Annotated in this window: 28 protein-coding genes; 11 read left to right on the top strand and 17 right to left on the bottom strand. The window is 72.0% G+C overall.

Annotated elements, in window-relative coordinates:
• Positions 1 to 59: 59 nt before the first annotated feature.
• From ACQP03_RS03800 to ACQP03_RS03790, 3 genes are read right to left on the bottom strand one after another with little or no spacing between them, the layout of a single operon-like run.
• Positions 60 to 1,373, bottom strand: a complete 1,314-nt coding sequence (locus tag ACQP03_RS03800; protein ID WP_357124498.1) for a molybdopterin molybdotransferase MoeA — start codon at positions 1,371 to 1,373, stop codon at positions 60 to 62.
• Positions 1,370 to 2,332, bottom strand: coding sequence for a UTP--glucose-1-phosphate uridylyltransferase (locus ACQP03_RS03795; protein WP_357171854.1), 963 nt, complete (start codon positions 2,330 to 2,332; stop codon positions 1,370 to 1,372). The genes ACQP03_RS03800 and ACQP03_RS03795 overlap by 4 nt, the downstream gene beginning before the upstream one ends.
• A 9-nt stretch (positions 2,333 to 2,341) precedes the next feature.
• Entirely contained in the window at positions 2,342 to 4,696 is a 2,355-nt protein-coding gene (locus ACQP03_RS03790; protein ID WP_357171855.1) for a diguanylate cyclase, read from the bottom strand.
• A gap of 85 nt (positions 4,697 to 4,781) precedes the next feature.
• Between ACQP03_RS03790 and ACQP03_RS03785 the strand changes: the two genes are divergently transcribed.
• Together ACQP03_RS03785 and ACQP03_RS03780 are read left to right on the top strand one after the other, a co-directional pair.
• Positions 4,782 to 5,459, top strand: coding sequence for a 5-formyltetrahydrofolate cyclo-ligase (locus ACQP03_RS03785; protein ID WP_357124489.1), 678 nt, complete (start codon positions 4,782 to 4,784; stop codon positions 5,457 to 5,459).
• Between the two features lie 63 nt (positions 5,460 to 5,522).
• Positions 5,523 to 5,891: an FmdB family zinc ribbon protein gene (locus tag ACQP03_RS03780; protein WP_357171857.1), complete on the top strand. Its 369-nt coding sequence runs from the start codon at positions 5,523 to 5,525 to the stop codon at positions 5,889 to 5,891.
• Positions 5,892 to 5,963: 72 nt separating this feature from the next.
• On the opposite strand, the gene ACQP03_RS03775 is transcribed toward ACQP03_RS03780, so the two are convergent.
• Positions 5,964 to 6,146, bottom strand: coding sequence for a hypothetical protein (locus ACQP03_RS03775; RefSeq protein WP_357124483.1), 183 nt, complete (start codon positions 6,144 to 6,146; stop codon positions 5,964 to 5,966).
• Between the two features lie 51 nt (positions 6,147 to 6,197).
• Here ACQP03_RS03775 and ACQP03_RS03770 point away from each other — a divergent pair, with 51 nt between their 5' ends.
• Positions 6,198 to 6,524, top strand: a complete 327-nt coding sequence (locus tag ACQP03_RS03770) for a hypothetical protein (protein ID WP_363660070.1) — start codon at positions 6,198 to 6,200, stop codon at positions 6,522 to 6,524.
• Between the two features lie 49 nt (positions 6,525 to 6,573).
• On the opposite strand, the gene ACQP03_RS03765 is transcribed toward ACQP03_RS03770, so the two are convergent.
• Entirely contained in the window at positions 6,574 to 7,056 is a 483-nt protein-coding gene (locus tag ACQP03_RS03765) for a DUF2231 domain-containing protein (protein ID WP_357171858.1), read from the bottom strand.
• 199 nt (positions 7,057 to 7,255) lie between these two features.
• Here ACQP03_RS03765 and ACQP03_RS03760 point away from each other — a divergent pair, with 199 nt between their 5' ends.
• Both ACQP03_RS03760 and ACQP03_RS03755 read left to right on the top strand, forming a co-directional pair.
• Positions 7,256 to 7,684: a Fur family transcriptional regulator gene (locus ACQP03_RS03760; RefSeq protein ID WP_355048996.1), complete on the top strand. Its 429-nt coding sequence runs from the start codon at positions 7,256 to 7,258 to the stop codon at positions 7,682 to 7,684.
• Between the two features lie 74 nt (positions 7,685 to 7,758).
• The gene (locus ACQP03_RS03755; RefSeq protein WP_357124471.1) at positions 7,759 to 8,616 is read left to right on the top strand and encodes an oxygenase MpaB family protein; all 858 of its coding nucleotides are present in this window, start codon (positions 7,759 to 7,761) and stop codon (positions 8,614 to 8,616) included.
• Positions 8,617 to 8,658: 42 nt separating this feature from the next.
• Here the strand turns inward: ACQP03_RS03755 and ACQP03_RS03750 are convergent, their stop codons facing one another.
• From ACQP03_RS03750 to ACQP03_RS03700, 11 genes are all read right to left on the bottom strand, one after another.
• Complete coding sequence (locus ACQP03_RS03750; protein ID WP_396831804.1) at positions 8,659 to 9,579, bottom strand: RecB family exonuclease; 921 nt, start codon at positions 9,577 to 9,579, stop codon at positions 8,659 to 8,661.
• A 44-nt stretch (positions 9,580 to 9,623) separates the two neighbouring features.
• Entirely contained in the window at positions 9,624 to 10,238 is a 615-nt protein-coding gene (locus tag ACQP03_RS03745; protein ID WP_355048999.1) for a MarC family protein, read from the bottom strand.
• 41 nt (positions 10,239 to 10,279) lie between these two features.
• Positions 10,280 to 11,152 carry a PHP domain-containing protein gene (locus ACQP03_RS03740; RefSeq protein ID WP_357124468.1) on the bottom strand — a complete coding sequence of 291 codons (873 nt, stop codon included), beginning with the start codon at positions 11,150 to 11,152 and terminating at the stop codon, positions 10,280 to 10,282.
• Between the two features lie 94 nt (positions 11,153 to 11,246).
• Entirely contained in the window at positions 11,247 to 12,509 is a 1,263-nt protein-coding gene (locus ACQP03_RS03735) for a hypothetical protein (RefSeq protein WP_357124464.1), read from the bottom strand.
• The gene (locus ACQP03_RS03730) at positions 12,506 to 13,303 is read right to left on the bottom strand and encodes a SigE family RNA polymerase sigma factor (RefSeq protein WP_433460283.1); all 798 of its coding nucleotides are present in this window, start codon (positions 13,301 to 13,303) and stop codon (positions 12,506 to 12,508) included. Before ACQP03_RS03730 ends, ACQP03_RS03735 begins: the two co-directional genes overlap by 4 nt.
• Positions 13,304 to 13,406: 103 nt before the next feature.
• On the bottom strand, positions 13,407 to 14,282 hold the full coding sequence (locus tag ACQP03_RS03725; RefSeq protein WP_357124458.1) for a PH domain-containing protein: 876 nt from the start codon (positions 14,280 to 14,282) through the stop codon (positions 13,407 to 13,409).
• 6 nt (positions 14,283 to 14,288) lie between these two features.
• Positions 14,289 to 14,447 carry a hypothetical protein gene (locus ACQP03_RS03720; RefSeq protein WP_007455302.1) on the bottom strand — a complete coding sequence of 53 codons (159 nt, stop codon included), beginning with the start codon at positions 14,445 to 14,447 and terminating at the stop codon, positions 14,289 to 14,291.
• Positions 14,448 to 14,563: 116 nt separating this feature from the next.
• Entirely contained in the window at positions 14,564 to 15,196 is a 633-nt protein-coding gene (locus ACQP03_RS03715) for a DUF6758 family protein (protein ID WP_433460280.1), read from the bottom strand.
• A gap of 140 nt (positions 15,197 to 15,336) precedes the next feature.
• Positions 15,337 to 15,960, bottom strand: coding sequence for a TrmH family RNA methyltransferase (locus ACQP03_RS03710; protein WP_357124691.1), 624 nt, complete (start codon positions 15,958 to 15,960; stop codon positions 15,337 to 15,339).
• A gap of 39 nt (positions 15,961 to 15,999) precedes the next feature.
• Positions 16,000 to 16,524, bottom strand: coding sequence for a hypothetical protein (locus ACQP03_RS03705; protein WP_357124455.1), 525 nt, complete (start codon positions 16,522 to 16,524; stop codon positions 16,000 to 16,002).
• A gap of 75 nt (positions 16,525 to 16,599) precedes the next feature.
• The gene (locus ACQP03_RS03700) at positions 16,600 to 17,115 is read right to left on the bottom strand and encodes a MaoC family dehydratase (RefSeq protein WP_355049005.1); all 516 of its coding nucleotides are present in this window, start codon (positions 17,113 to 17,115) and stop codon (positions 16,600 to 16,602) included.
• Between the two features lie 549 nt (positions 17,116 to 17,664).
• Between ACQP03_RS03700 and trxA the strand changes: the two genes are divergently transcribed.
• The 3 genes from trxA to ACQP03_RS03685 all read left to right on the top strand — a co-directional run bounded on the left by trxA (position 17,665) and on the right by ACQP03_RS03685 (position 19,551).
• A complete protein-coding gene (gene trxA / locus ACQP03_RS03695; protein WP_074316526.1) occupies positions 17,665 to 18,027 on the top strand; it encodes a thioredoxin in 363 nt (120 codons plus the stop codon).
• Between the two features lie 154 nt (positions 18,028 to 18,181).
• Positions 18,182 to 18,622, top strand: coding sequence for a hypothetical protein (locus tag ACQP03_RS03690; protein ID WP_357124450.1), 441 nt, complete (start codon positions 18,182 to 18,184; stop codon positions 18,620 to 18,622).
• Positions 18,619 to 19,551, top strand: a complete 933-nt coding sequence (locus ACQP03_RS03685) for an HTTM domain-containing protein (RefSeq protein WP_433460277.1) — start codon at positions 18,619 to 18,621, stop codon at positions 19,549 to 19,551. Before ACQP03_RS03690 ends, ACQP03_RS03685 begins: the two co-directional genes overlap by 4 nt.
• On the opposite strand, the gene ACQP03_RS03680 is transcribed toward ACQP03_RS03685, so the two are convergent.
• Positions 19,515 to 19,934 (bottom strand): thiol-disulfide oxidoreductase DCC family protein, encoded by a 420-nt coding sequence (locus ACQP03_RS03680; protein WP_433460275.1) that lies wholly within the window; start codon positions 19,932 to 19,934, stop codon positions 19,515 to 19,517. The genes ACQP03_RS03685 and ACQP03_RS03680 overlap by 37 nt on opposite strands.
• Before the next feature lie 91 nt (positions 19,935 to 20,025).
• On the opposite strand from ACQP03_RS03680, the gene ACQP03_RS03675 reads away from it, so the two are divergent.
• From ACQP03_RS03675 to ACQP03_RS03665, 3 genes are all read left to right on the top strand, one after another.
• Complete coding sequence (locus ACQP03_RS03675) at positions 20,026 to 22,092, top strand: intein-containing Rv2578c family radical SAM protein (protein ID WP_433460273.1); 2,067 nt, start codon at positions 20,026 to 20,028, stop codon at positions 22,090 to 22,092.
• Positions 22,093 to 22,287: 195 nt separating this feature from the next.
• On the top strand, positions 22,288 to 22,878 hold the full coding sequence (locus ACQP03_RS03670; protein WP_357171865.1) for an RNA polymerase sigma factor: 591 nt from the start codon (positions 22,288 to 22,290) through the stop codon (positions 22,876 to 22,878).
• A complete protein-coding gene (locus ACQP03_RS03665; protein WP_433460271.1) occupies positions 22,875 to 23,843 on the top strand; it encodes a DUF2092 domain-containing protein in 969 nt (322 codons plus the stop codon). Before ACQP03_RS03670 ends, ACQP03_RS03665 begins: the two co-directional genes overlap by 4 nt.
• Positions 23,844 to 24,003: the final 160 nt, after the last annotated feature.

Genomic DNA, 24,003 nt, shown 5'->3' with positions numbered 1-24,003 from the left:
TCTCCCGCGCGGGACCGGTTCGCGCGCAAGTGGACTCCCGACATCCCGTCCGGGGGATCTCACCGACGGCGGTCCAGCAGCAGGACGTCCACGGTGGAGCCGGCGGCGGCGCTGGTCACCCGCTCGCCGAGCACCAGGAGCCCGTTCGCCTCGGCCAGGCCGGAGAGGGTGAACGGCCCTCCACGCAGCGGTTGCACGGTGTAACCGCCGCCGCGTCGCTCGGCGACGTGCGCGGGCCGGAACTCGCGCAGCCCGCCGGGTGAGGACACGGTCTCCAGCAGGTGTGCCCGGACGCTGGGACGGAACACCGGCTCCGCGCCGGCGAGCAGTTGGATCGCCGGCCGCGCCAGCACCTCGAAGCCGATCAGCGCGGCGCCCGGGTCGCCGGGCAGGCAGACCACCGGCACCTCCTCGGCGCCGACCGTGCCGAACCCGAGAGCGGTGCCGGGATAGAGCGCCACGTCGGTGAAGGCCACCGGTCCGGCCCGGCCGCCCTCGCGACGGGACAGGATCCGCCGGACCATGTCACCGGGGCCGGTGCCGGTCCCGCCGGTGGTGATGATCAGATCGGCCCGCAGGGTCTGGTCCTCCAGCAGGCCACGCAGCCCTTCCGGGTCGTCGTCGCAGATGCCCACCCGGTACGCCAGCGCGCCCACCTCGGCCGCGGCGGCGGTCAGCGCGTGCGAGTTGGCGTCCACCACCTGACCGGGCTGGCTGCCCCGGCCCACGTCGACCAGCTCGTCCCCGGTGGCCACGATGACCACCCGTGGACTCGGCCGGACCACCACGTGGCCGATGCCGGTGGCCGCGAACACGGCGACGAGGGCCGGGGAGACGTACGTGCCGGCGCGGGCGAGCAGGGTGCCGGCGGGTAGCTCCTCACCGGCGCGGCGGACGCCGTACCCCCGCTTGGGGGTGCGGAAGATCTCGACGGCGGCCATGCCCTGGTCGGTCCACTCCACCGGGACCACCACGTCCGCGGCGACCGGCAGGGGCGCCCCGGCGGCCACCGAGAAGCACGCGCCCGGGGTGAGCCGCACCGGTCGCCAGCTCGCCGCGCCCAGGTCGCCGACCACGTTGAGCCGGATGCTCCGGCCGCCGGGCGTGCCGGAGGGGGCCGGGACGTAGCTCGGGCCCCGGCCCCCTCCGGAGATGTCCTCCCAGCGGGCCGCGTACCCGTCCACGGCCGCCTGGTCGAAGGCCGGGAAGGCGTGCGGCGCGACGACGTCCTCGGCGAGGACGTTGCCGTGCGCCTGGGTGAGGTCGAGGTCGAGTGGCGGCAGCGCGCGTAACCTGCGCAGCACGCTGCCCAGGTAGTCGGCGAGCGGCGTCAACTCGTTCGCGGCCGCCTCGGCGTCGGCCGTCGCGGTCATGTACCAGATCCGCCTGCCGCGTCGGCCTTGACGAACTCGGCCAGCCAGGAGCGGAACTCGCTGCCGAGGTCCTCGCGCTCGGCGGCGATCTGCACGACCGTCTGGAGGTAGCCCAGCGGCATGCCGGTGTCGTAGCGGGTGCCCCGGTAGACGATCGCGTGCACCGGCGTGCCCTCGGTGCGGAGCAGCTCCATGGCGTCGGTCAACTGGATCTCGCCACCACTGCCCGGCTTGGTCCGCCGGATCGCGTCGAAGATCGTGCCGGGCAGCACGTACCGGCCCAGCACGGCCAGGTTGCTCGGCGCGTCCTCCGGCTGCGGCTTCTCCACCATGCCGGTCACCTTGACGACCTCGCCGATGTCGGTCAGGTCGGACTCGGCGGGCTCGACCGAGGCGATGCCGTACCGCTTGGTGTCGGCCGGGTCGACCTCGAAGAAGGCGAGCACCACGCCACCGGTGCGGGCCTGCAGCTCCAGCATGGCCGGCAGCAGCGGCTCGGACGGCTTCACGAACTCGTCGCCGAGCAGCACCGCGAAGGGCTGGTCGCCGACGTGGGCCTCGGCGTACCCGATCGCGTGCCCGAGCCCCAGCTGCTCCGGCTGCCGGACGGTGTAGATCTCGGCCAGCTCACCGGGCCGACGCACGGCCGCCAGCCGCTCGGCGTCGCCCTTCTCCTCCAGCCTGGTCTCCAGGTCGGGGCGACGGTCGAAGTGGTCCACCATCGACGTCTTACCCCGACCGGTGATCAGCAACACGTCACCGATGCCGGCCTGGGCGGCCTCCTCGACGATGTACTGCAGCACCGGCCGGTCGACGACCGGCAGCAGCTCCTTGGGAACCGCCTTGGTGGCCGGCAGGAAGCGGGTGGCGAGTCCGGCGGCCGGGATGACGGCCTTGACCGCCAGGGGACGGCCGGTTGCGGCGACCGTCGCTGAGGGGTTCGCTGAGTGCTCCGACATGCCGCGAGACTATCGGCCACGGCTCTGCCGCGGCGGGTGTGGCCCAGAAGACGCGCCGCCGCCCGGCCCCGGCCGCGCCGCGTCCGGACCGGCTCGCGCGGCGTCCACCGGGCCGTCCGCCGGTTCCGGCCGCGCGTGCGCGGGCCCCGGACGGTTCGCTTCGGGTACGCCCGCAGCCGACTCCGACCGGGCGTGGCCGCCCGGCTCCCGCGGGACCCGCGCGGGCCGGCCGGCTCTCGGCAGCCCGTCGGGTGGGCTGACCGCGCCGGCCGGCACCGGGATCTCCCGCATCGGCACGTCCGGGCGGACCTCCGCGACGCGGTAGGTGTCCCGACCGGCGGCCTTGGCCACGTAGAGGGCGTCGTCGGCGGCCTCCAGCACCTCCCGCCCGGTGCTGCCGTGGTCCGGGTAGACGGCGATGCCGACCGACACGGTCACCACGATCGGCCCCGCGTACGCCTCGACGGCGATCGGCGTCTCGCGTACCGCCGCGCCCAGCCGTTCCGCGACGATCGCCGCGCCCCGGGCGTCGGTCTCCGGCAGGAGCAGCACGAACTCCTCCCCGCCCTGCCGGAACGCCAGGTCCACCTCGCGGATCTCGCCGCGTACCCGCCGGGCGAACTCCGCCAGCACGGTGTCCCCTGCCGCGTGCCCGTACGTGTCGTTGACGTCCTTGAAGCGGTCCAGGTCGAGGGCGAGGACGCTGAGCATCCGGCCGAACCGGCTGGCCCGCTCGACCTCCCGGCGGATCGACTCGCGCAGGTAGCGGTAGTTCCACAGCCCGGTGAGCGGGTCGGTGAGGGAGAGCCGCTGGGCCTCCTCGTGCACCCGCACGTTCTCCACCGCGACGGCCGCGTGCCCGGCGAAGGTCCGCAGGGTGACCAGGTCGTCGTCGTCGAACTCGGCCGCGCCCACCCGGTCGTAGAGCGCCAGCACGCCGAGGGCCACCGCCGGAGAGACCGCATCGTCGGCGGTCCGCTCGCCGCCCAGGATGGTCCGCTCGCCGCCCGGGATGGTCGTCGTGCCGCTGCCGAGCCCGGTCGTGCCCGGTGCGGCGAAGGGGACCGCCACGTAGGTGCGGCAGCGCGGCTCGCCGGTCGGCGGCTCGGTCGGTTCCACGCGTCCCCGCTGCGGCTCGCCGGTCGCGGCCACCGCGCCGACCACGCCGACGCCGACCGGCACCCGCAGGGTCTGCGGGCCGTCCGGGTCGGGGGCCGGCCAGCGCCCGTCCAGACCCTCACTGCACTGTGCCACCAGCACCCCACCGGTCTCCACCAGCAGCACCGCGCCGGCCCGCGCGCCGGTGGCCGCGATGGCGCTGTGCAGGATCACCCGCAGGATGCGTTGCAGATCGTGGGTGCTGGCCAGGGTGTCGCCGAGCACCGCGAGGTGCCCGCGGAGCTGGTCACGGCTGCTGGTGAGCGCCGCGACGTACGAACCGGTCTCGCGGGTCATCCGGTTGAACGCCTCGGCGAGCCGACCCAGCTCGTCCCGGCCGCGCACCGGCACCCGGGCGGTCAGGTCGCCGTGCGCCACCCGGTCGACCGCGCCGGCCAGCTCCACCAGGGGCCGGGTGGTCACCCGGGCCAGCCGCCACGCGGTCAGCACGGCGAGCAGCCCGGCCAGGGCGACCACGCCGGCCAGCGTGATGTGCAGACCCGGCGGCCTGGTGCTCGGCACCGACAGCACCAGCGGCAGCGGCTGGCCCACGGACGGTCCGACCCGGCGCACGTACCGGCCCTTGGTGGTTTCGGTGACCCGCTCGCCGGTGCTGTGGCCGGCGGCGGCCAGCACCCCGTCGCGTACCTCGCGGGACTCGGTGGTGTGGGTGAACCGGGCGGCGCTCGCGCCGCCGTCGAGCAGCGTGACCGCGACTCCGCTCACCGCCGCCAGCCGGGCCACGAAGGCCGGGTCGACGAGCTGCGCGGCGGCCACACTGCCCAGCAGGGCGCCGGCCGCGTCCCGCCGGTCGACGTGGGCCGCCAGCGCGCGGACCGGACCGGACGTCGCGGCGACCGGCTCGGAACAGTCCCGCCAGGGTGTCGACGGCGCGCCCGGCGAGACGTACGTGGCCCGCCCGCTGACGTCGCTGACCAGCACCGCCGCGGCCAACCCCCGGCCGACGAGCTGGCCGGCGACGATGGCCGGGTCACCGGTGAGGGCGACCGCGTCGGCGGCGGCACGTAGCTGCTGGCAGAGCGCGTCGACCGAGGTACGCACCGCGGACGCCGCCACGGCGAGGCGTTCGGTGGACCGGGTGCGGTCGACGGCCGTGACGGTGGAGGCGACGAAGAACGCACCGAGCAGGACCGGGCCGAGCACCACCACGAGGAAGGCTGCCGTCAACCGCCCGCGTAGCGTCACTCGGTCCCCCCGGAAGTTCCGCCTCCGTTGCTTGCGATGCTGACACAGAGCAACCGTGGGAGTGGCGTTGCGTCAGGAGTGTTGCGTGTCAGATTTTTCTGATGAAGCGGAAGTAACCCGTGTGACGAAGCGGGACACCCGGATACGGCTGCTCGCCCACCGTCGGACCCTGGACGACGCGGCGCGGGCCGCAGCCGCCCGGCGCGTCCAGGCCGAGCTGGTCGCCCTGGTACGCCGGCTGCGCCCGCGCCGGCTGACGGCGTACGTGCCGGTCGGCTCCGAGCCGGGCGGGGCCGACCTCGCGGAGGTGTTGCGCGGGGCGTTACCGGCCGAGGGTGAGTTGCTGCTTCCGGTGCTTCGCGCGGATCTCGACCTGGACTGGGCGCCGTACACCGGCCCGCACGCGCTGGCCGCCGCCGGCCGGGGCCTCCGGGAGCCGGTCGGCCCCCGCCTCGGCGTGGCCGCCGTCTCCGGCGCGGAACTGGTGGTCGTGCCGGCGCTCGCCGTCGACCACCACGGCCGGCGGCTGGGCCGCGGCGGCGGCTCCTACGACCGGGCGCTGGCACGGGTGCCCACGGCGAGCCTGACGGTGGTGCCGTTGCACGACGGTGAGCTGGTCGAGGCGCTGCCCACCGAGCCGCACGACCGTCCGGTCCGCGCGGTGGTCACCCCCTCCGGCGGAATGCGTACGCTTGATGACGGCCCGGGTACGGCGCAGGGTGTCGCGCCCCACACGTCCGCTGGACGAACCCGGCCCGAATGACGCACCATTGGCACTCGAATACGTCGAGTGCCAACTGGCCGAGTCCAGATACCGGAGGAGAACGTGCCTACGTACCAGTACGCCTGCACCGCGTGCGGTCACCAGCTCGAGGCGGTGCAGTCCTTCTCTGACGAGCCGCTGACCGAGTGCCCGGCGTGTCAGGGGCGGCTGCGCAAGGTCTTCAACTCCGTCGGCGTCGTCTTCAAGGGCTCAGGCTTCTACCGCACCGACTCCCGCGCGTCCGGCTCGGAGACGTCGGCCGGCGGCGCGGCCAAGCCGGCCAAGTCCGAGTCGTCCTCGTCCTCGTCCTCGGGTGGAGACTCCGGCTCGTCGTCCTCGACGTCCTCGACGTCCGGGTCGTCCTCGTCCGGGTCGTCCTCGTCGTCCGGCGGGTCGGGCGGCGGCAAGGCGGCGGCCAGTTCGGCGTCCTGATTCCGCTCGGCCTAAGACCGCCACGTCGGCGCTGCGCCGCTGAGCCCTGGACGGGGTCAACCCTGCCCGGGCTCAGTCCCAGTGCGGAGGGCGTTGGGCGAGGAGCCAGTCGTCGTTTCCTGCGCTGCGCTCGCCCCAGCCGTGGTCGGTGTCGTCCGAGGTCTGCTCGGGCAGCACCACGAAGTCGTCGCTCAGGTCGACGGTGCGGTCGTCATCGCCGCGCGCGACCGCGGCGCCGGGATCCTCGGTGCTCACGAGCGGCAAGACTAGCGCAGGCCGCCCGCTCCGTTGGTAGCCTCGGACGGCGTGACGACCCCCAGCGGTGGCAGCACCCCCGACGACTACTGGCGTCGACCCGGGACCGACGACCGTCCCACGGCGGACCAACCGCCGCCCGCCACACCACCCACCGACGGGTACGCGGGGCCACCACCAAGCGTGACGCCTCCGGCGGGCTGGCGTCCTCCCGTACACCTGGAGCCGGCGCCGCCACGACGCCTGCCACCGCAGAACACGGCCGCCCTGGACGCGGCGGAGCAGCGGTCGCAGCGGGTCACCTACGGTTTCGGTGCCGCCGCCGCCGTGGTGGTGGTGGCCCTCGTCTGCCTGCTCTGCTCGCGGATCCTCTTCTGACCACCGCGCCACTGGGCGGCGGCCGGCAGCGACCGTCGGTCCGCGCTGGTCATAGGGTGGTGCCCCAGACGGCCTCGGCACCGGAGTGACCGGTCAGAGCGACGTAGACCAGGGCAGCGAGCGACAGCGCGACGGCGGCCACCGCGAGCACCGGCGTCACCAGGGCCGGCAGCCGTGGCACCCGGGGGTGTCCGCTGGTCGCCACGAGCAGCGCGATGGCCACGATCCCCAGCGGCACCACGATCCGGAAGAGGATGTCGCCGTAGCGCGAGTGCTCGAAGATCTGGTCGAGGATCTGCCCCTGGTAACCACGGGCGACCAGGGCATCGGTGAGCGCCTCACCCGACTCGACGGCCACGAAGGCGGTCACCGGCGTCACCACGGCGAGGATGCCCAGCGCCCAGTCCAGTCGGTGCCGCCAGCGCGGCAGCCCCACGTACGCGATGGCCAGCACCGCCAGCAGGGGGACGAAGACCACCATCGCGTGCACGACGAAGACGTGTGTCGGTAGACCCAGAATCTTCTCGAACATCGACACCTCCAGGCGGATCGCGGTCCCGGGGTCGTCAGCGTACGTACGAACCGCTGGTCGTCCCCGGGCTCTCCCCCGAAAGACACGCGCACGGCGCTGACGAGGTTCAGTGTCCGGATCGATCTTTACGAGCTGTGTTCGTGACCACCGCCCTCGGCCGACTGTTGTCGTCGCTGGTCGCGCGTGCTGTCATTGGCGCGTGTCCAGAGGTGAGGAACTGCTGCGATCGCGGGGGCTGCGCGTCACCCGACCGCGCCTGGCGGTGCTGGATGTCCTCGCCGACGGTGGCCACCTGGAGGTCGACGAGATCACCCGGCGGGTCCGGGAACGCCTCGACTCCGTCTCCACCCAGGCGGTCTACGACGTGCTGGGGGCGCTGAGCAGGGCCGGGTTGTCCCGCCGGATCGAGCCGGCCGGCAGCCCCGCCCGGTACGAGGCACGCGTCGGCGACAACCACCACCACGTGGTCTGCCGGGGCTGCGGCGAGATCGCCGACATCGACTGCGCGGTCGGCAGCGCGCCCTGCCTGGATCCGGGCGTCGCGCACGGCTTCGAGGTGGACGAGGCGGAGGTGACCTTCTGGGGTCTCTGCCCGAGCTGTCAGTCGCGGCGCGCCGCCGACGGCTGACCCCTCCCCGTCGCCGGGACCCCGGCCGGCCGGGCTGGCCGGCACCGACGCGCCGGCCGTGGCACGCTTGGTCGGTGGACTCCGATGACCTCGGCCTCTTCGGTCCGGGTTCGGTCACGTGGAAGGTGCACGAGGAGCCGATCCTGATCGTCGCCGGCCTGCGCTCGCTCTACCTCCAGGCGTTGCACCCGCGCGCCATGGCCGGCGTCGCGCAGAACAGCGACTACCGCACCGACGCGTGGGGACGGCTGGTCCGCACGGCCACCTACGTGGAGACCACCGTCTACGGCACGACCCTGGACGCGGAGCAGGCCGGCGCGCGGCTGCGTCGACTGCACGCCCGGCTGCGGGCCACCGACCCCGCCACCGGCGAGGAGTTCCGGATCGACGACCCGGCCCTGCTGTGCTGGGTGCACGTCACCGAGGTCGAGTCGTTCCTCAGCACCGCCCGCCGGGCCGGTCTGCCGCTCACCGATGACGAGGTGGACGGCTACTACACCGAGCAACGTCGGTCAGCCGCCCTCGTCGGGCTGGACCCGGCCACGGTGCCGGGCACCGCCGCCGAGGTCCAGGATTACTACCGTGCCGTTCGGCCGGAGCTGCGGATGACCCGGGAAGCCGCCGAGACGGCGCTGTTCCTCACCGCCCCGCCGCTGCCGTGGAAGCTCGGCCTGCCGGCCCGGCTGGGCCTCAACCTCGGTCCGCCACGGTGGGCGTACCTCGGGATCGCCGGAACCGCGCTCGCGCTGCTCCCCCCGTGGGCCCGGCGGATGTACGGCGGGTTGGGGCTGCCCACCACCGAGTTGTCGGCGGATCTCAGCGTTCGCGCGCTGCGACTGGCGCTCGGCGCGGTGCCGCGTCGCTACCTGGAGGGGCCGTTGGTTCAGGCCGCCAAGCAACGGGCGGCGGACCGAGCGGCGCTGGCCGGCTGACCGACCCCACGTGCGCCGCGTCGAGCTGGCCGACGGACGCGATCAGCCCTCGACGGTTCGTTCCACGGCCGCCCACGGCTCCTTGCCCGGGGTCTGCGCCCCGGTGGGACAGTGCCGCCGGTAGTCGCACCAGCCGCAGCGCGGCCCGGGCGCGACCGGGAACGCCTCGTCGGCGTCACCGCCGTCGGCGACGACCCGCTCGGCGGCCATGATGTCGCGGGCCGTGTCCTCCGCGCGGGTCAACTGGCGGGCCAGCGACTCGACCGTGTGGTCGTGACCGGCGACCGTGCCGGTCGGCAGGTGGTGCAGCTCGACCCGGCGGCACGGCCGGCGGAACACCCGCTCGGCCGCGTACGCGTAGAGGGCCAACGCCTGCGAGCCCCGGGCGTCGTCGGCGTCCAGCCCGGTGCGGCCCGTCTTGTAGTCGACGATGACCAGCTCCGGACCCTCCGGGCCCGGCCGGGAGTCGATGCGGTCGGTGCGGCCGTTGAAGGCCAGGACGGCGGTCTTGACCGCCACCACCCGCTCGACACCGAGCGGGTCGGAGTCCGGCTCCAACGTCTCGACGTACGCCTCCAGCCAGCTCAGCGCCCGCCGGTAGGCGGCCCGCTCCTGCTCGTCGTCGCGGTAGCCCTCACGGACCCAGGTGCCCTTGAGCAGGGTGGCCAACGCTTCGGGGCGGCGTCGGTCGGCGGGCAACGCGTACCAGTTCTTCAGGGCGGTGTGCACGCTGGCGCCGAGTGAGTTGTGGGCCCAGGGCGGACCCTTCTGCGGTGCGGGACGGTCGACGTAGGAGTAGCGGTAGCGGCGGGGGCAGTCGGCGTACGTACCGAGTTTGCTCGGGGTGCAGACGAACAGCCGCTCCGGCATCCCCTCGAAGCCGAGCTGCTCGGCGCCGCCGGGACGCTGCTGAGGGGTCCGACCGCCAGCGGCGGATCGTCCGGATGAAGAGGCTCGTCGCACGCCTGCGATCCTGCCATCCACCCCCGACATCCGGACTGTCCCGGTCAGGTCATGTTCACGTAGTGCGTGACGAAGGCGGCCACCGCGTCGGCGATGAGCTGGACGGCGATCGCGGCAAGGAGCAGGCCGGCGATCCGGGTCAGCACCTCGATGCCGCCGGGGCGCAGGATCTTGACGATGCCGCCGGAGAAGCGCAGCACGATCCACACGGCGACCATGACGGCGAGGATCGCCGCGGCGATCGCGGTGTAGTCGCCGAACCCGTCGGCCTGCTGGACGAAGAGCATGGTCGCCACGATGGCGCCCGGTCCAGCCAGCAGCGGGGTACCCAGTGGCACCAGCGCGATGTTCGAGGTGACCTGCTGGCTGGGGTCGTCGGCCTTGCCGGTCAGCAGCTCCAGGGCGACCAGGACGAGCAGCAGCCCACCGGCGGCCTGCAAGGCGGGCAGGTCCACGTGCAGGTAGTCGAGCAACGTCTGCCCGGCCACCGCGAAGATCACGATCACACCGAGAGCGAGCGCGACGGCCTGCCACGCCGCCCGGTTACGGTCGCGCGCGGGCAGCGGCCCGGTCAGCGCCAGGAAGATCGGCATCATGCCCGGGGGGTCGGTGATCACCAGCAGGGTCACGAAAACCTCGCCGAACAGCTTCAGATCCACGTGAGCAACCTAGCCGCGTCACGGTGGGCGAAATACGCGGATCAGACCGAAGCGACCTCGGTCACCCCGGCGGCGACGATCCGCTCGTACGCCTCGACACCGGTGGTGAACGCGCCGAGCCGGACGGTCTTGTGGGTGCCGTGGAAGTCGGAGGAGCCGGTCACCAGGAGGTCCAACTCGGCGGCGAGCGCCCGGACGTGCGCCCGTTCGGCCGGGCTGTGGTCCTCGTGGTCGGCTTCCAGCCCGGCCAGCCCGGCGGCGGCCAGCTCGGCGATCAGCTCGTCGGGCACCACCCGGCCACGTCGGGTGGCCCGGGGATGGGCGAACACCGGTACGCCCCCGGCGGCCCGGACCAGCCGGACCGCCCGGAAGACGTCGATGTCCTCCTTCGGCAGCCGGTACCGCTCACCGAGCCAGTCCGGGCCGAACGCCGCGCGGGTGTCGGCGACCAGGCCGGCGCGGATCAGCGCCTGCGCGATGTGCGGGCGACCGACTGTCCCGCCGGCCGCGCCGGCGAGGATCTCCGGCCAACTCACGTCGATGCCGTCGGCGCGCAGCAGCGCCACGATCCGCTCACCGCGCTCCTCACGGGCGGCCCGCACCCGGGCCAGCTCGGCGACCAGCTCCGGATGTTCCGGGTCGAACAGGTAGGCCAGCAGGTGCAGTGGGATCGCCGGATCCGCGCCCTCCCAGCGGCAGGACAGTTCGGCGCCCCGGATCAGGAGCAGGCCGGGCGGCAACGCCCGTACGGCCGGCGCCCAGCCCGCGGTGGTGTCGTGGTCGGTGATGGCCAGCACGTCCAGACCGGCGTCCGCGCCGGCACGGACGAGTTCGGCCGGCGTCAGCGTGCCGTCGCTGGCGGTCGAGTGGGCGTGCAGGTCGATCCGGGGCGCGGAGCCGGTACGCGAGGTCACTCCCCGACGCTACCGAGCGGACCCGAAGCAGACTCGCGTAGGTGGGGCGGAGATCCCCGCCGCCCGGCCCGATAACCCGGCGGATCCGGCAGGGTCAGGAGCCGCTGACCAGAATCGGTCGGTCGCCGGGCTCGAGGCCGGCCACGGGCATCGACTCGGCCTGTTCGCCGGCACGGACCCGCTTGACGTTGACCCGGACCAGCCAGCCGGAGCTGTCGACGTAGGCGACGTCCGAGTCGCTCGTCCAGGCGACCGCGCCGCTCACCGCCGGGCCGACGGGTACGGCGTCCAACGTCGTACCGAGCCGCTCCAGGTCGACCAGCAGGGAGCGGTCGGTCGACCCGACCTTCCCGTTCACCAGGAGCCATCGTCCGTCGTCGGACAGCCCGCCGACGCCGTCCGGGCTCAACCGGCTGCCGCAGGCGGTACGTGCCGCTTTCGTGGCCCGCTTCGGATCGACAAGTGTCAGGCAGGTTTCGTCCGCCGAGTTCGCCGGCACCTGGCTGACCAACCGCCCGTCCGGCAGCGAACCGTAGACGTTCAGGGTGTCCTGCTCGGGCACCTCGGTCAGCTTGTCCGCGCCGGGCCGCCACAGGACGTGACCCGGCCGGGTCGGATCAAGTCGGACCACCAGGCTGCTGCCGACGAACCGGACGGGTTGCGCGCTGTCCGGGACCGCGATACGCACCGTGCCGATGAGCTGGGTGCCGACGACTCCCGCCACGAGCAGGTCCCCGCCGTCCCGCCAGGCGACCTGCGTGGCGTCGGGCGCGAGAACGATCTGCCCCGCGCCGGCCAGCAGCACCTGCACCAGGCCGTCGTCCTGGGCGACCCAGAGGGAGCGCCCGGCGGCGGTGGGCGCTCCGACCACCAGCAGACCCGTGCCGTTGGGCAGCCGGTGCGCGAGTTCGGCGGGGCCGACACCGGGCAGCGCCAGGCGCTTGCCGTCGGCGTCGATCAAGGCGCTGGCGAAGAGTACGTCGGCGGGCGCCTTCGACGAGGGCGGAGGCGGGGCGACGCTGGCCGTGGCGAGCGGTTGGGCCGACAGGTCCGGGTCGCCGATGACGACGATGGGCGGCCCCTGCTGGTCGGAGCCGCCGGAGAGGTGTGTCATGCCGGCGCCGATCAGCACGGTGGTGACCACCCCGAGCGCGATACCGACTCCGGCACGCCGCCGTCGGATCCGGTTGGCGCGCCGGATGGCCTGACCGGCCGGGTCGGCGGTCAGTGGACGGGTAACGGCGACCTGGCGCGAGAGAGCCTCCCGCACCGCACCTTCGAGCTGGTCACGTCGCACCTGATTAGGACGCCGCAGGCCACCCGTGAGGTTGTCGGGGAGCCGCGGAAAGACGTTCACTGCTGCTCTCCGGGGCCGGTGCCGACAGGCACGGCCACCGAAGCGGTGGGCAGGTCGACCGCCGGGGCGATCGGATGGGGCGCGGACGGGCGCGGCGCGACCGGCCCGGGCTCGGCCCGACCGACGCTGGGACGCGGCGTCATCGCGGAGCGGGCTCCGGCCAGCCCTCCGACCGAACCGGACGGGACCGCCTCGACAGTCCCGCCGGGTCGGGCAACCTCTCGGGAGCGGGCGGCAGCCGCGTCGCGGCCGCGCCGCGGGGCGGTGCCGGTCCCGGTCGGCGCGGCGGCCAGATCCGGAGTGTCGACGCCCATGCGGCGGCGCAACGTGGCCAACGCCCTGGATGCCTGACTTTTCACCGTTCCAGGTGAGATGTCCAACAGTGCCGCCGTCTGCGCTTCCGACAGGTCCTCGTAGTAGCGCAGGACGAGCACCGCCCGCTGCCGGCTGGGCAGCTCCTTGAGGTGCCGCCAGAGCAGGTCACGGTCGAGCTGCCGCTCGATCTCGTCGAGGCCCGGGCGCTCGGGCAGCACCTCGGTGGGGCGCTCACCGTGCCAGCGCCGCCGCCACCAGCTCGTCGACGTGTTGACCATCACACGCCGGGCGTACGGCTCGACCGCCTCGATCCCGCCGAGCCGCTTCCACGCGAGGTACGTCTTCGTGAGCGCCGTCTGGAGCAGGTCCTCGGCCGTCGCCCAGTCGCCGGAGAGCAGATAGGCGGTACGGAGCAGGGCGGCGGAGCGAGCCGCGACGAACTCGCGAAACTCCTCCTCCAGGGGATCCCTGCTCGCCACCACACACCTCCGCACCCAAACCGTCCTGGAAGAGTGCCACGTCAGCGGCGTTTCGGTCCATGACGAAAGGTGCGCACTTGCTCCGATGTTCGGACGAAAACTTTCACGCGCCGTCGTCGGCCTTGGCCTCGTCGGCCTCCTTGCCCAACCGCGCCTCGACCGCCTGCGGCTCGTACATCTCTTCGACGACCCGTAGGTAGAGCTCGTTCGGGTTGGGCAGATTCTTGACCTCCCGCAGCGCCTGCTCCTGGCCCGCGGACTCCAGGACGAAGGTGCCGTAGTTGAGCGCCCGGCCGGTCGGGGTCTGCTCGTACTTCATGTCGGTGACCCGGACCAGCGGCATCATGGCGACCTTGCGGGTGACGATGCCGTTGACCACCATGACCCGCTTGTTGGTCAGGATGAACCGGTCGTACCACCAGTCGGCGACCTTCCACGCCACCCAGCCCATCACGGCGAACCAGAGCAGCACCGCGATGGTCGTCAACGCGCCCACGTTCCGCCCCGCGAGGAAGCCGGAGAGGTAGCCGAGCACGAAGGTCGCCGCGACGCCGATCAGGAGCGGGTTGGTGAGGTGGATCCAGTGCCGCTTCCACTCGCCCCGGTAACGCTCGGTGGGGAAGAGGTAACGGGCGACCAGCGAGCTGGGCTCGTCCTCCAGCGGGAGGACCCGACGGGGTGTCGACCCCATGGCGTCGGCGCGCAGCCCCGCCAGCTCCTCCTCGGAGATCTGCGGCGGCTGGCTGGCGGCGTCGGGATCGCGGATCCAGGCCCGACCGGACCGCCCTTCGCCGGCATAGCCGGGCCCGTCGCCGTAGCCGACGTCGTCCGAGAGGGAAGGCCCGTCGGACAGGCCGGGGCCGGCACCGTAGCCCGGGCCGTCATCGGGCCCGATCCGCGGGATCGGCTCGGTGTCGCGCTCGCGACGGTCCCGGTCGGGGTCGTCCGGGTCGAAGGGTGGACCGGAGGGGCTGCCCATCGGCGGCTAGGCGACGAGACTGGTGAAGAAGTCGCCGAACCCCTGGGCGATGTCCATGATCCCGCCGCCCAGCGACTTGAACACATCAGCCGCAGAGTTTGGCCGATAGGCGACGAAGAAGATCAAGAATGCGATTCCGGCCCAGGTGAGGACCTTCTTGACCATGGCGGGCCATCCTCTCGCGCGGCGCCGGGTCCCATTACCGCAGCGGCACCCAGAGTATCAGTGTGGTGTCGTACAGTGAATATCTGCGTCCGTTCTCCGTCAACCCGGAAGAGATGTCAAGCTCTCCCGGACAGGTACGGGGACGGTGCGCCGTACACGAGTTCGGGCGGAGTCCACTCGGTCAGGTCGTGTAACACGACATCCTCCGCGAGCAGATGACCCGCACTCGCCGGCCAGGCTATCGCATGTAGCCACATTCCCCGAGCCTCGCCGGCGTACGCGCTTCGATCCGTCGGAGAATTCACCAACCACAGTGGAGTCGGGTGCCCGCCGACCCTGATCCTGGCCTGCCCGACGTGCTCGGGATGCCCGGGACCGGGGTCGGTCAGCGCGTCGGCGAGCTCCGGTCCGGGATCGGGGCCGGCCAGGCCGGCGAGTCGCGTACCCAGGCCCACGCCCGGTTCCTCGGCCACGAAGACCAGATCCGCCGGGCCGTCGTCGAGCGGTGCGGGCCCCGCGCAGGCCACCGCGGTCGCCCGCACGCCGGTGCGGTCGTCCCCGGCGTACGCCACGCCGGTGAGGGTCCAGCCGGGCGGCAGCGGCCACGGGCACCACAGTGGTGTCCCGGGTGGACCGGGAGCCGCGGTGATCCGTTCCACCACGCTCGCGACGATCTCCGCCCCGATGTGTTCGGGCACGTGCAGCGGCGGCACGGGTCCGCAGCGCAGGCACCTCGACTCGGTGTGCATCAGATCCGGCGCCCGTACCGGGCCCCCGCATCTCGGACAACTCACCGCGACACTCACATCCCCACCGTCACCCCACATCGCCGCCACGTCAAGCCGGAACGCCGAAAGCCGGAACGCCGAGCGCGCCGATGGGACGACGGTCAGTCCGGCGGTGGACCGGCGTGCGTCCGGATCCACGCGTGCATGGCAATGCCGCTGGCCACACCCGCGTTGATGGACCTCGTGGAGCCGTACTGGGCGATGGAGTGGAGCTGGGCGCAGGCGGCCCGCGCGGGCGCGGACAGGCCCGGGCCCTCCTGGCCGAAGAGCAGCACGCAGTCACGCGGCAGCACGGCGGTCTCGATCGGCCGGGAGCCGGGCAGGTTGTCGATGCCGAGCACGGGCAGCCGCCGTCCGGCCGCCCAGGCGACGAACTCCTCGATCGTCTCGTGGTGCCGGACGTGCTGGTATCGATCGGTCACCATCGCGCCGCGTCGGTTCCACCGACGCCGACCGACGATGTGCACCTCGGCCGCGTTGAACGCGTTGGCGTTGCGCACCACCGTGCCGATGTTGAAGTCGTGCTGCCAGTTCTCGATGGCGACGTGGAAGCCGTGCCGCCGTCGGTCCAGGTCGGCGACGATCGCCTCGTGCCGCCAGTAGCGGTAGCGGTCGACGACGTTGCGCCGGTCGCCCTCGGCCAGCAGTTGCGGGTCGTAGCGCGGATCCTCGGGCAGGTCCCCGGGCCAGGGGCCCACACCCACCTCAAGCTGGTCGTCGGTCACGGTCATCAGAGAGTACGGCCACCCCGGCGCCCCGCGATCTCAGCCCAGGCCGAGCGCGTCACCGAGCCGGTCCAGGAAGCGTCGGTCCGCCGGGCTGGCCGGATGCCCGTCGAGGCCGGGCGTCGCCCGGCAGACGCGGGCCGCGACCGACTGCACCCACTGGCGGTACGCCGCCGAGTCGGCCGGATCGGCACGCCGACGCAGCACCCGGGCCGCTGCCCGACACGCGGCCAGCAGGTCCACCAGATCGGTGAGCCGCTCGGCGGGAGCCGGCGCGCCATCGTGCCGGGCGTAGATCGCGGCGACCACGGCACGGACCAGGTCACTGTCGAACCCGCGGCCGGCGGCCACCGCGTCCAGGCCAGCCAAACCAGCCATCACCCCGCGCTCCGGGCGGCCGGCGCCGGGCGCGGCGGCGGCCACGAGGACCCGAGCGGGCAGGCTGGTGAGCAGATCCCACTCGGCGGCGGAGTAGACGGCGGTGGTCAAGGGTGCGGCACGGCGGCCGGCAGAGGGCGGCTCTCCGGCGACGGAGTGGCTCATCGGAACCTCCGGCGTCAGCATAAGCCCCGAAAACGGGACCAGGGCCGCCACCGGCGGAACCTGCTGTCCGATGGTGCCCTGCTCCGGCGGGCGCGTTCAGCGCGGCGTGGGGAAGCTGGGCCGCTCCGGGTCCACCCCGTCGGGCACCGCGCTGGCCGCGTACTCCTTCTTGGGGACCATGACCCGGCGGCGGAAGACGCAGACCATGGTGCCGTCCTGGTTGTAGCCGCGGGTCTCCACCGAGACCACGCCCCGGTCGGGCTTGGAGCCGGACTCCCGCTTGTCGAGCACCGTCGTCTCGCCGTAGATGGTGTCGCCGTGGAAGGTGGGCGCCACGTGCCGCAGCGACTCCACCTCCAGGTTGGCGATGGCCTTACCGCTGACGTCGGGCACCGACATGCCGAGCAGCAGGGAGTAGATGTAGTTGCCGACCACGACGTTGCGCCTGAACTGGCTGGACGTCTCGGCGTAGTGCGCGTCCAGGTGCAGCGGATGGTGGTTCATGGTGAGCAGGCAGAAGAGGTGGTCGTCGTACTCGGTGACGGTCTTGCCCGGCCAGTGCCGGTAGACCGCGCCGACCTCGAACTCCTCGTAGTAGCGGCCGAACTGCATGCTGGTCCCCTTCGACGGGCGGCGATGGAGTTCGGCACAGCATGCCTTACCGGTGGTTAAGGCGACGGTCCGGGCGGGACCTCGGCGGAAATGTCACACCGGTCACTCACCAGGGGGGAGACGCAATGAGCGGCGGGGCCCTCCCCGGCACCCGCCGCCCACGCTCTGATGTGAGGAATTCTGCCCTACGGTGCCGTAGCTTCAACAGAGATCGCGGTCACATTTATCTTTTTGTAACACTACTCTCCGTGATGAACGCGGGGTTGATCAGCGATCTCCGCAGGCCGGATACCTCCTTGTCAGGGCTCAAGTTACCGATTCGTAGCGCTCGACCGGGTGGATCTCCCTGGAAACGCTCCCATTACCGCAGGTCACGCAAGTGCGTCATGCACTTGCGTTCCGCAGGACGAGATGAACTGACACAGTTCGATGGTCTGCGCGGCACCCGAGCAGCCCCGGCCACGTTTCGTGCGCAGCCGCCCGGGAATTCGATACGGTCAGCCCTGGTTCTACGGGACGCAGACAACCCGCAGGTGATCGGAGAGTGCAATGGCAACCGTTGAGCTGACCTCGGCGAACTTCGACGAGGTGACCGGCAACGACGGCATCGTCCTGGTCGACTTCTGGGCCGACTGGTGTGGTCCGTGCAAGCGGTTCGCCCCGGTCTACGAGCGCTCCTCGGAGAAGCACCAGAACATCGTCTTCGGCAAGGTCGACACCGAGGCCCAGCAGGAGTTGGGCGCGAAGTTCGACATCCGGTCGATCCCGACGATCATGGCGATCCGCGACGGCGTCATCGTCTTCGCCCAGCCGGGCGCCCTTCCCGAGTCCGCCTTGGAGAACCTGATCGAGCAGGTCGAGGCGCTGGACATGGACGACGTCCGCAAGCAGCTGGCCGAGCACAAGCACTGAGCCGTCCGCGCGACGGCACGCGAAGGCCGGGCCCGGTTCGGGTCCGGCCTTCCGTCATGCCCGGGCACTGGCCCATGATCACCGACCTGGCCAGGCGGAACTGACCGTCGGTGGGACGCGAGACGGTCGGTACATCCCGTATCGTCACGACCCGATGGAGACCCTGACCACCCGCGGGCGCGTGACCCGGCTGGGCGCGACCGCCCTCGGTCTCGTCCTGCTGCTGCTCGGCACCTTCTGGGGCAGCGACGACGACTTCCCCTTCGGCCCGTTCCGGATGTACGCCACCTCGAACCCGCCGAACGCCCCCGCCCCGGACACCCGGGTGGAGGGCGTGAACAGCGCCGGAGCGGTGGTCGACCTCGACCAGGACGCGACCGGCATCCGCCGCGCCGAGATCGAGGGCCAGCAGGACCGGTACGCGGCCGACCCCGCGCTGCTCACCGAGGTCGCCGACGCGTACGCCGAACGTCATCCGGACGCCCCCGCGCTGGTCGAGGTCCGCATCGTCATCCGTTGGCACGGCATCCGCGCCGGCCGGCCCACGGGGCGGCACACCGACGAGACGATCGTCAGCTGGCAGGTCTCCCGATGACCGGCTGGCTGACGGAGGCGGTGCCCCGTGGACGGATCGCCGCGTTCCGGACCGTGATCTACCTCTTCGTCGTCGCCGACCTGGTGGTCTTCACCCCCTGGGTACGCACCAGAGCCAGCGTGCCCGGTGAGCTGTACCAGCCGCTGTTGATCGGCCGCCTGCTCCCGCTGCCGACCCCGACGCCGACGGTCGTGGCGCTGATCTTCTGGGGACTCCTGCTCGCCGCCCTGCTCGCCGCGACCGGCCGGGCACCCCGGCTGCTCGGCTGGACGGTCTGCGCGCTGTACCTCGAGTGGATGATCATCGCGATGAGCTACGGGAAGGTCGACCACGACCGGTTCGGCCTGCTCGTCGCGCTGGCCGTGCTGCCCACCGCCGGCCGGGCCCGCCACGGCGACACCACCCGCACGGAGGCCGGCGGCTGGGCCCTACGCGTCACCCAGATAGCGGTCATCTGCACGTACTTCCTGGCCGCCTGGGCCAAGCTGCGCTTCGGCGGTCTGGACTGGCTGACCGGCTCGGTACTGGCGAGGGCCATCATCCGACGCGGCACCGACCTGGCCGACCTCATCGCCCAGGTGCCGTATCTGCTGATCGTCGCCCAGTTCGGCATCGTGGCCTTCGAGCTGCTCAGCCCCGTGGTGTTCCTGTTACCGGCCCGCTGGCGAGTGGCCATGGTCGGCTTCTTCTACTCGTTCCACGTGGTGACCATCGCGACCATCACGATCTCGTTCGCGCCACACCTGGCCGCGATGACCAGCTTCCTGCCCCTGGAACGGGTACGACCGCTGGTGTGGGCACGCCGACTCGCGGGGCGGGGCCCGGTGGACGTCGACACGACGTCGGCGCCGCCCGATCAGGCTCCGCCCGACGATCGGGCCCGGCTCGGCGATCAGGCTCCGGCGGTCGGGCGCCCGGTCGGGCCGTAGAGCCGCTCCCTGGCCTCCTGTGGCAGGGAACACGCCGCCGTACCGCCCGGGAGGCGGTGCCTGTTGCGGGCCACCCAGCGGTAAATTGGCCAGGCCACCGCGCGCACCGGCGGGAACCGCAGACCCGCGCCGGCCACCCGCCACACCGGACCGCTGTCGGCCAGCAGCTTCGCGATGGCGTCCGGACCGGCGGCGCGGGAGCCGTCCGCGCCGACCCACTGCACGGCCTCCTCGCACTCGGCCACGGTGAGGCCGAGGGCGTCCAGGTCGGCGAACTGCCAGGGCACCACCCGCGCGCCCGTGGGGATCCGGCGTTCGATGAACTCCGCACAGGTCGTGCAGAACGCGCAGTCACCGTCGTAGACGAAGGTCGACCTCTCCATAGGTCCATCCTCCCCCGTTGGAGCGACGATCGCTCACGGGTGTCCGGCGGGTCACTTGCGCGGACCTCGTACACGTGTTCGAATAGTGCCCATGCGCTGGGACAACCTCACCGCTCCCCCGGTCGAGGGAGACCCCGAGAGGGCAGCGCCAGCGACGCCACCCCTGCCGCTGGCGCTGCCCGGCGCCGTCGTCCGTACCTTCGACACCCCCGAGTTCGCCGGGATGACGTTCCACGAGGTGCAGGCCAAATCGATCCTCAACCGGGTGCCCGGCGAGTCCCGCGTCCCCTTCGAGTGGACCATCAACCCGTACCGGGGATGCAGTCATGCTTGTGTCTACTGCCTGGCCGGTGACACTCCGATCCTGATGGCGGACGGTCGCACGAAGCTGATCAGTGAGCTCGAGCCCGGCGACCGCATCTACGGGACCGAGCGACGCGGTGCCTACCGCCGATACGTCGTCACCACCGTTCTTGACAAGTGGTCCACCGTGAAACCCGCATACCGGGTCACCCTGACTGACGGCACCACGCTCATCGCCAGCGGAGACCACCGGTTCCTCTCCGATCGTGGCTGGAAGTACGTCACCGGGGCTATGCAGGGCACCGGCCAGCGCCCCTACCTGACCACCAACAATCGCCTCATCGGCACAGGCCGTTTCGCATCCGGGCCGAAGGAGTCACCTGACTACCGCCGGGGCTACCTCTGCGGGATGGTCCGGGGCGACGCTCACCTCGCCACCTACTCGTACCCACAGGGGGTCGTGCATCGGTTCCGTCTGGCGCTGATCGACGACGAGGCGTTGAGTCGGAGCGAGCGCTACCTCGCCCAGGAGGGCATCGAGACACAACGCTTCTCGTTCGCACCGGCCAGCGCCACCCGGCAAGCCCTGTCGGCGATCCGCACCTCGAAACAGCGGGACATCGAAACGATCACCGGTCTGATCCAGTGGCCGGCCGCCCCCACCGACGAATGGCGCCTCGGCTTCCTGGCCGGCATCTTCGACGCCGAGGGCAGCTGCAGTAGAAGCGCCCTGCGCATCAGCAACAGCGACGACACGATCCTCGACCAGACGACGGCGGCGCTGCGCCAGTTCGGCTTCACCTGCGTGCTTGAGGACCCCGGCAGACCCAACCGGGTGCGGCAGATCAGATTGACCGGAGGTCTTCCCGCTCGGCTCCGGTTCTTCCACCTCACGGACCCGGCCATCACCAGGAAGCGCTCGATCGAGGGCGCCGCGCTGAAGTGCAGGGCCGACCTCAGGGTGGTCGACATTCAAGCTCTCGGGCTGGAGCTGCCGCTCTGGGACATCACCACCGGCACCGGCGATTTCATCGCCAATGGGGTGGTGAGCCACAACTGTTTTGCGAGAAACACCCACACCTACCTCGATCTCGACGCTGGTACGGACTTCGACCGGCAGGTGATCGTCAAGGTCAACGCCGGTGAGCTGGTGCGACGCGAGCTGGCCGCGCCGAAGTGGCGGGGCGCGCACGTCGCGATGGGCACCAACGTCGACTGCTACCAGCGTGCCGAGGGTCGTTACCGGCTGATGCCGCAGATCATCGCGGCCCTGCGGGACTTCGCCAACCCGTTCTCCATCCTCACCAAGGGCACCCTGATCCTGCGTGACCTGCCCCTGCTGCGTCAGGCGGCCGAGGTGACCACGGTCGGCATCTCCTTCTCGGTGGGCTTCGTCGATGACCAGCTCTGGCGTGGCGTCGAGCCCGGCACGCCGCACCCAAGTCGCCGGCTCGAGGCGGTCCGCCGGCTCACCGACGCCGGCTTCTCCGTCGGGGTGCTGATGGCGCCGATCCTGCCCGGCCTCAGCGACGGCGAGGAGTCGATCGACGCCACGGTCTCGGCGATCGCCGCCGCCGGAGCGACGAGCGTGACCCCGCTGGCGCTGCACCTGCGCCCTGGCGCCCGCGAGTGGTATGCCCAGTGGCTCGCCCGGGAGCACCCGCACCTCGTCGCCCGTTACCGCGAGCTGTACCGCTCGGGCGCGTACGCCCCGCAGGCGTACCAGCGGGAGCTGACCGCCCGGGTGCGGATCGCCGCCCGTCGCCATGGGCTGCTCCGGGGCGAGGTGGGCGACAACCGCCGCCTGCCCGAGCCGCCGCCCGCGGCGACCGCCGAGCAGCTGACCCTGATCTAGTCTTCCTGCCGCGAGGCAAGCCCCGGGCCTGCGGCGACACCTCCCCCGCGCGCCGTGACACACGACGCTGACGAGCTGTCGGCAGGACGCGGTGAACACTCGCCACGGTGCTGAGCCGAGAAGGCGGGAACCTGACGGCGGCGCCAGACAAGAACAGGGCATGAACGCACCGTCGAACCAGGGGGCCATCGGGACATGACTGTGACCGAGCGCTCCGACTCGCTGTTGGTAACGGGAGCGCCTGAACTGTTCGGGGAGCTGTTCGAGCGGTACGGCGGTTGGCTGTACAACTTCAGCTCCCGCCGGGTCGGGCGGCAGCTCGCCGAGGATCTGGTCGCCGAGACGTTCCTGATCGCGTTCTCGCGACGGGACCGCTACGACACCTCGATGCCCAATGCACGTCCGTGGCTGTTCGGCATCCTGAGCAACCTGCTCCGGAACTACCACCGCGCCGAGGTGCGGTGGCTGCGGGCACTGGAGAAGTCGGGCAGAGATCCACTCAGCGGTTCCGGCCAGCACAACTTCGCCGATCGGGCCGACGAACGGCTCGACGCCGAGGCCGCTACGCGGGCACTGGCCGGCGCTCTCGCCGCGATGCCACACGACCAACGTGACCTGCTCCTGCTGCACATCTGGGCCGGCCTGGACTATCCGGAGCTGGCCTCCGCGCTCGGCCTGGCACCGGGCACCGTCCGCTCCCGCCTTCACCGGGCCAAGGCACGCCTGCGCCTCGCGATGCCCGCCCACTACGCACCGTCCGCCGCTGCGAATGAGGAAAACGGATGAACGACAACGTGGAATCTGACAACGCGGGCGTCGAGCTGCTCGTCGCCTTTCGCGAGGACCTGACCGGCCCTGGAACGGACGCGACCGACCGGATGCGGCACGCGATCCTCAACGGGACCGCGTACCGACGACCGGCCGCGAAGCGCTGGTACCTGCGCCGTCCGGCGATCGCGGCCGCCACCGCCTTCGCTCTGGCCGGACTCGCCACCGGCGGTGTCGTGCTGGGCACGGCCAACCGGACCGGGCAGGTAGGCGGCATCGCCAGCTCGACGGACGGGTCCGGGTCCCACCCGTCGCAGCTGGGCGATGTCACCTACGTCAGCAGCCAGACCCAGGCCGCGCTGGGCAAGGCGGACGACTACGTCGTGAAGGTGCACGACACCTATCGGGGTGGCTGGATCGACTCCTGGGAGGACCGGCAGACCGGACGCCGGCGGGTCGACATCTTCGGGGGCGACGGCAGACCGGACTCCACGCTGGTGACGGTCGTCGCCGACGGGAAATACCGTGGCACCCAGATCAGCCATCTCGAGCGGACGTACTTCGAGTTCGTCGACTCACCGGACAAGGCAACCGGCACGGTCTTCGTGCCGAACGACGCGGCGAGCATCCGGACTTGGCTCGCCCGGGGCAAATTGGAGATCGTGGGGCAGGAGAAGGTGGACGGGCGCGACACCGTGCACCTGCGGTTGACGGCGGGGACGGCGGCCTACACCGCAGAACTGTGGGTGGACTCGACCTCGTTCCTGCCGTACAAGACGGTCGCCGACAAGAGCGGCAAGGTGACCGACAGGTCAGAGGTCAGCACCTTCGAATGGCTGCCCCGCTCGGATGCGAACCTGAGCCACTTCGACCTGACGCCGCCCGCCGGCTATGAGAAGGCGGGAAGCAAGGCCACCAAGGGCGACTCGCCGTTCACCCTTCCCGCTGGACCCGACCAGGCCCCCAGCCCGACGACCGACTGACCGCCGTGGGTTGCCGCGCCCTGGGTTCCGGGGAACGGCAGCCCACGGCGTAACCGGTCTGCTTCGCTTCGCGCGAAGCGCCGGCCGGGCCCGACTGGCTGCTGGGGGCGGCCAGTCGGGCCTTTCGGCGCAGGTGTTGCTCGCCCGCGTGCGGCGGGCG

Origin of the sequence: Micromonospora sp. CA-248212, from assembly GCF_050948405.1 — a bacterium.
Classification (GTDB): domain Bacteria; phylum Actinomycetota; class Actinomycetes; order Mycobacteriales; family Micromonosporaceae; genus Micromonospora.
Note: the sequence above shows the minus strand (reverse complement) of the source record. Positions and strands in the feature narration are given on the sequence as shown.

Excerpts from the sequence above, each read along its gene's own strand:
- ACQP03_RS03665 (WP_433460271.1), top strand. The coding sequence starts at position 22,875 with ATGAACGACAACGTGGAATCTGACAACGCGGGCGTCGAGCTGCTCGTC.
- ACQP03_RS03700 (WP_355049005.1), bottom strand. The coding sequence starts at position 17,115 with ATGCAGTTCGGCCGCTACTACGAGGAGTTCGAGGTCGGCGCGGTCTAC.
- ACQP03_RS03685 (WP_433460277.1), top strand. The coding sequence starts at position 18,619 with ATGACCGGCTGGCTGACGGAGGCGGTGCCCCGTGGACGGATCGCCGCG.
- ACQP03_RS03705 (WP_357124455.1), bottom strand. The coding sequence starts at position 16,524 with ATGCTGACGCCGGAGGTTCCGATGAGCCACTCCGTCGCCGGAGAGCCG.
- ACQP03_RS03720 (WP_007455302.1), bottom strand. The coding sequence starts at position 14,447 with ATGGTCAAGAAGGTCCTCACCTGGGCCGGAATCGCATTCTTGATCTTC.
- ACQP03_RS03690 (WP_357124450.1), top strand. The coding sequence starts at position 18,182 with ATGGAGACCCTGACCACCCGCGGGCGCGTGACCCGGCTGGGCGCGACC.
- ACQP03_RS03675 (WP_433460273.1), top strand. The coding sequence starts at position 20,026 with ATGCGCTGGGACAACCTCACCGCTCCCCCGGTCGAGGGAGACCCCGAG.
- ACQP03_RS03680 (WP_433460275.1), bottom strand. The coding sequence starts at position 19,934 with ATGGAGAGGTCGACCTTCGTCTACGACGGTGACTGCGCGTTCTGCACG.
- trxA (WP_074316526.1), top strand. The coding sequence starts at position 17,665 with ATGGCAACCGTTGAGCTGACCTCGGCGAACTTCGACGAGGTGACCGGC.
- ACQP03_RS03765 (WP_357171858.1), bottom strand. The coding sequence starts at position 7,056 with ATGTTCGAGAAGATTCTGGGTCTACCGACACACGTCTTCGTCGTGCAC.
- ACQP03_RS03795 (WP_357171854.1), bottom strand. The coding sequence starts at position 2,332 with ATGTCGGAGCACTCAGCGAACCCCTCAGCGACGGTCGCCGCAACCGGC.
- ACQP03_RS03715 (WP_433460280.1), bottom strand. The coding sequence starts at position 15,196 with ATGCACACCGAGTCGAGGTGCCTGCGCTGCGGACCCGTGCCGCCGCTG.
- ACQP03_RS03670 (WP_357171865.1), top strand. The coding sequence starts at position 22,288 with ATGACTGTGACCGAGCGCTCCGACTCGCTGTTGGTAACGGGAGCGCCT.
- ACQP03_RS03800 (WP_357124498.1), bottom strand. The coding sequence starts at position 1,373 with ATGACCGCGACGGCCGACGCCGAGGCGGCCGCGAACGAGTTGACGCCG.
- ACQP03_RS03725 (WP_357124458.1), bottom strand. The coding sequence starts at position 14,282 with ATGGGCAGCCCCTCCGGTCCACCCTTCGACCCGGACGACCCCGACCGG.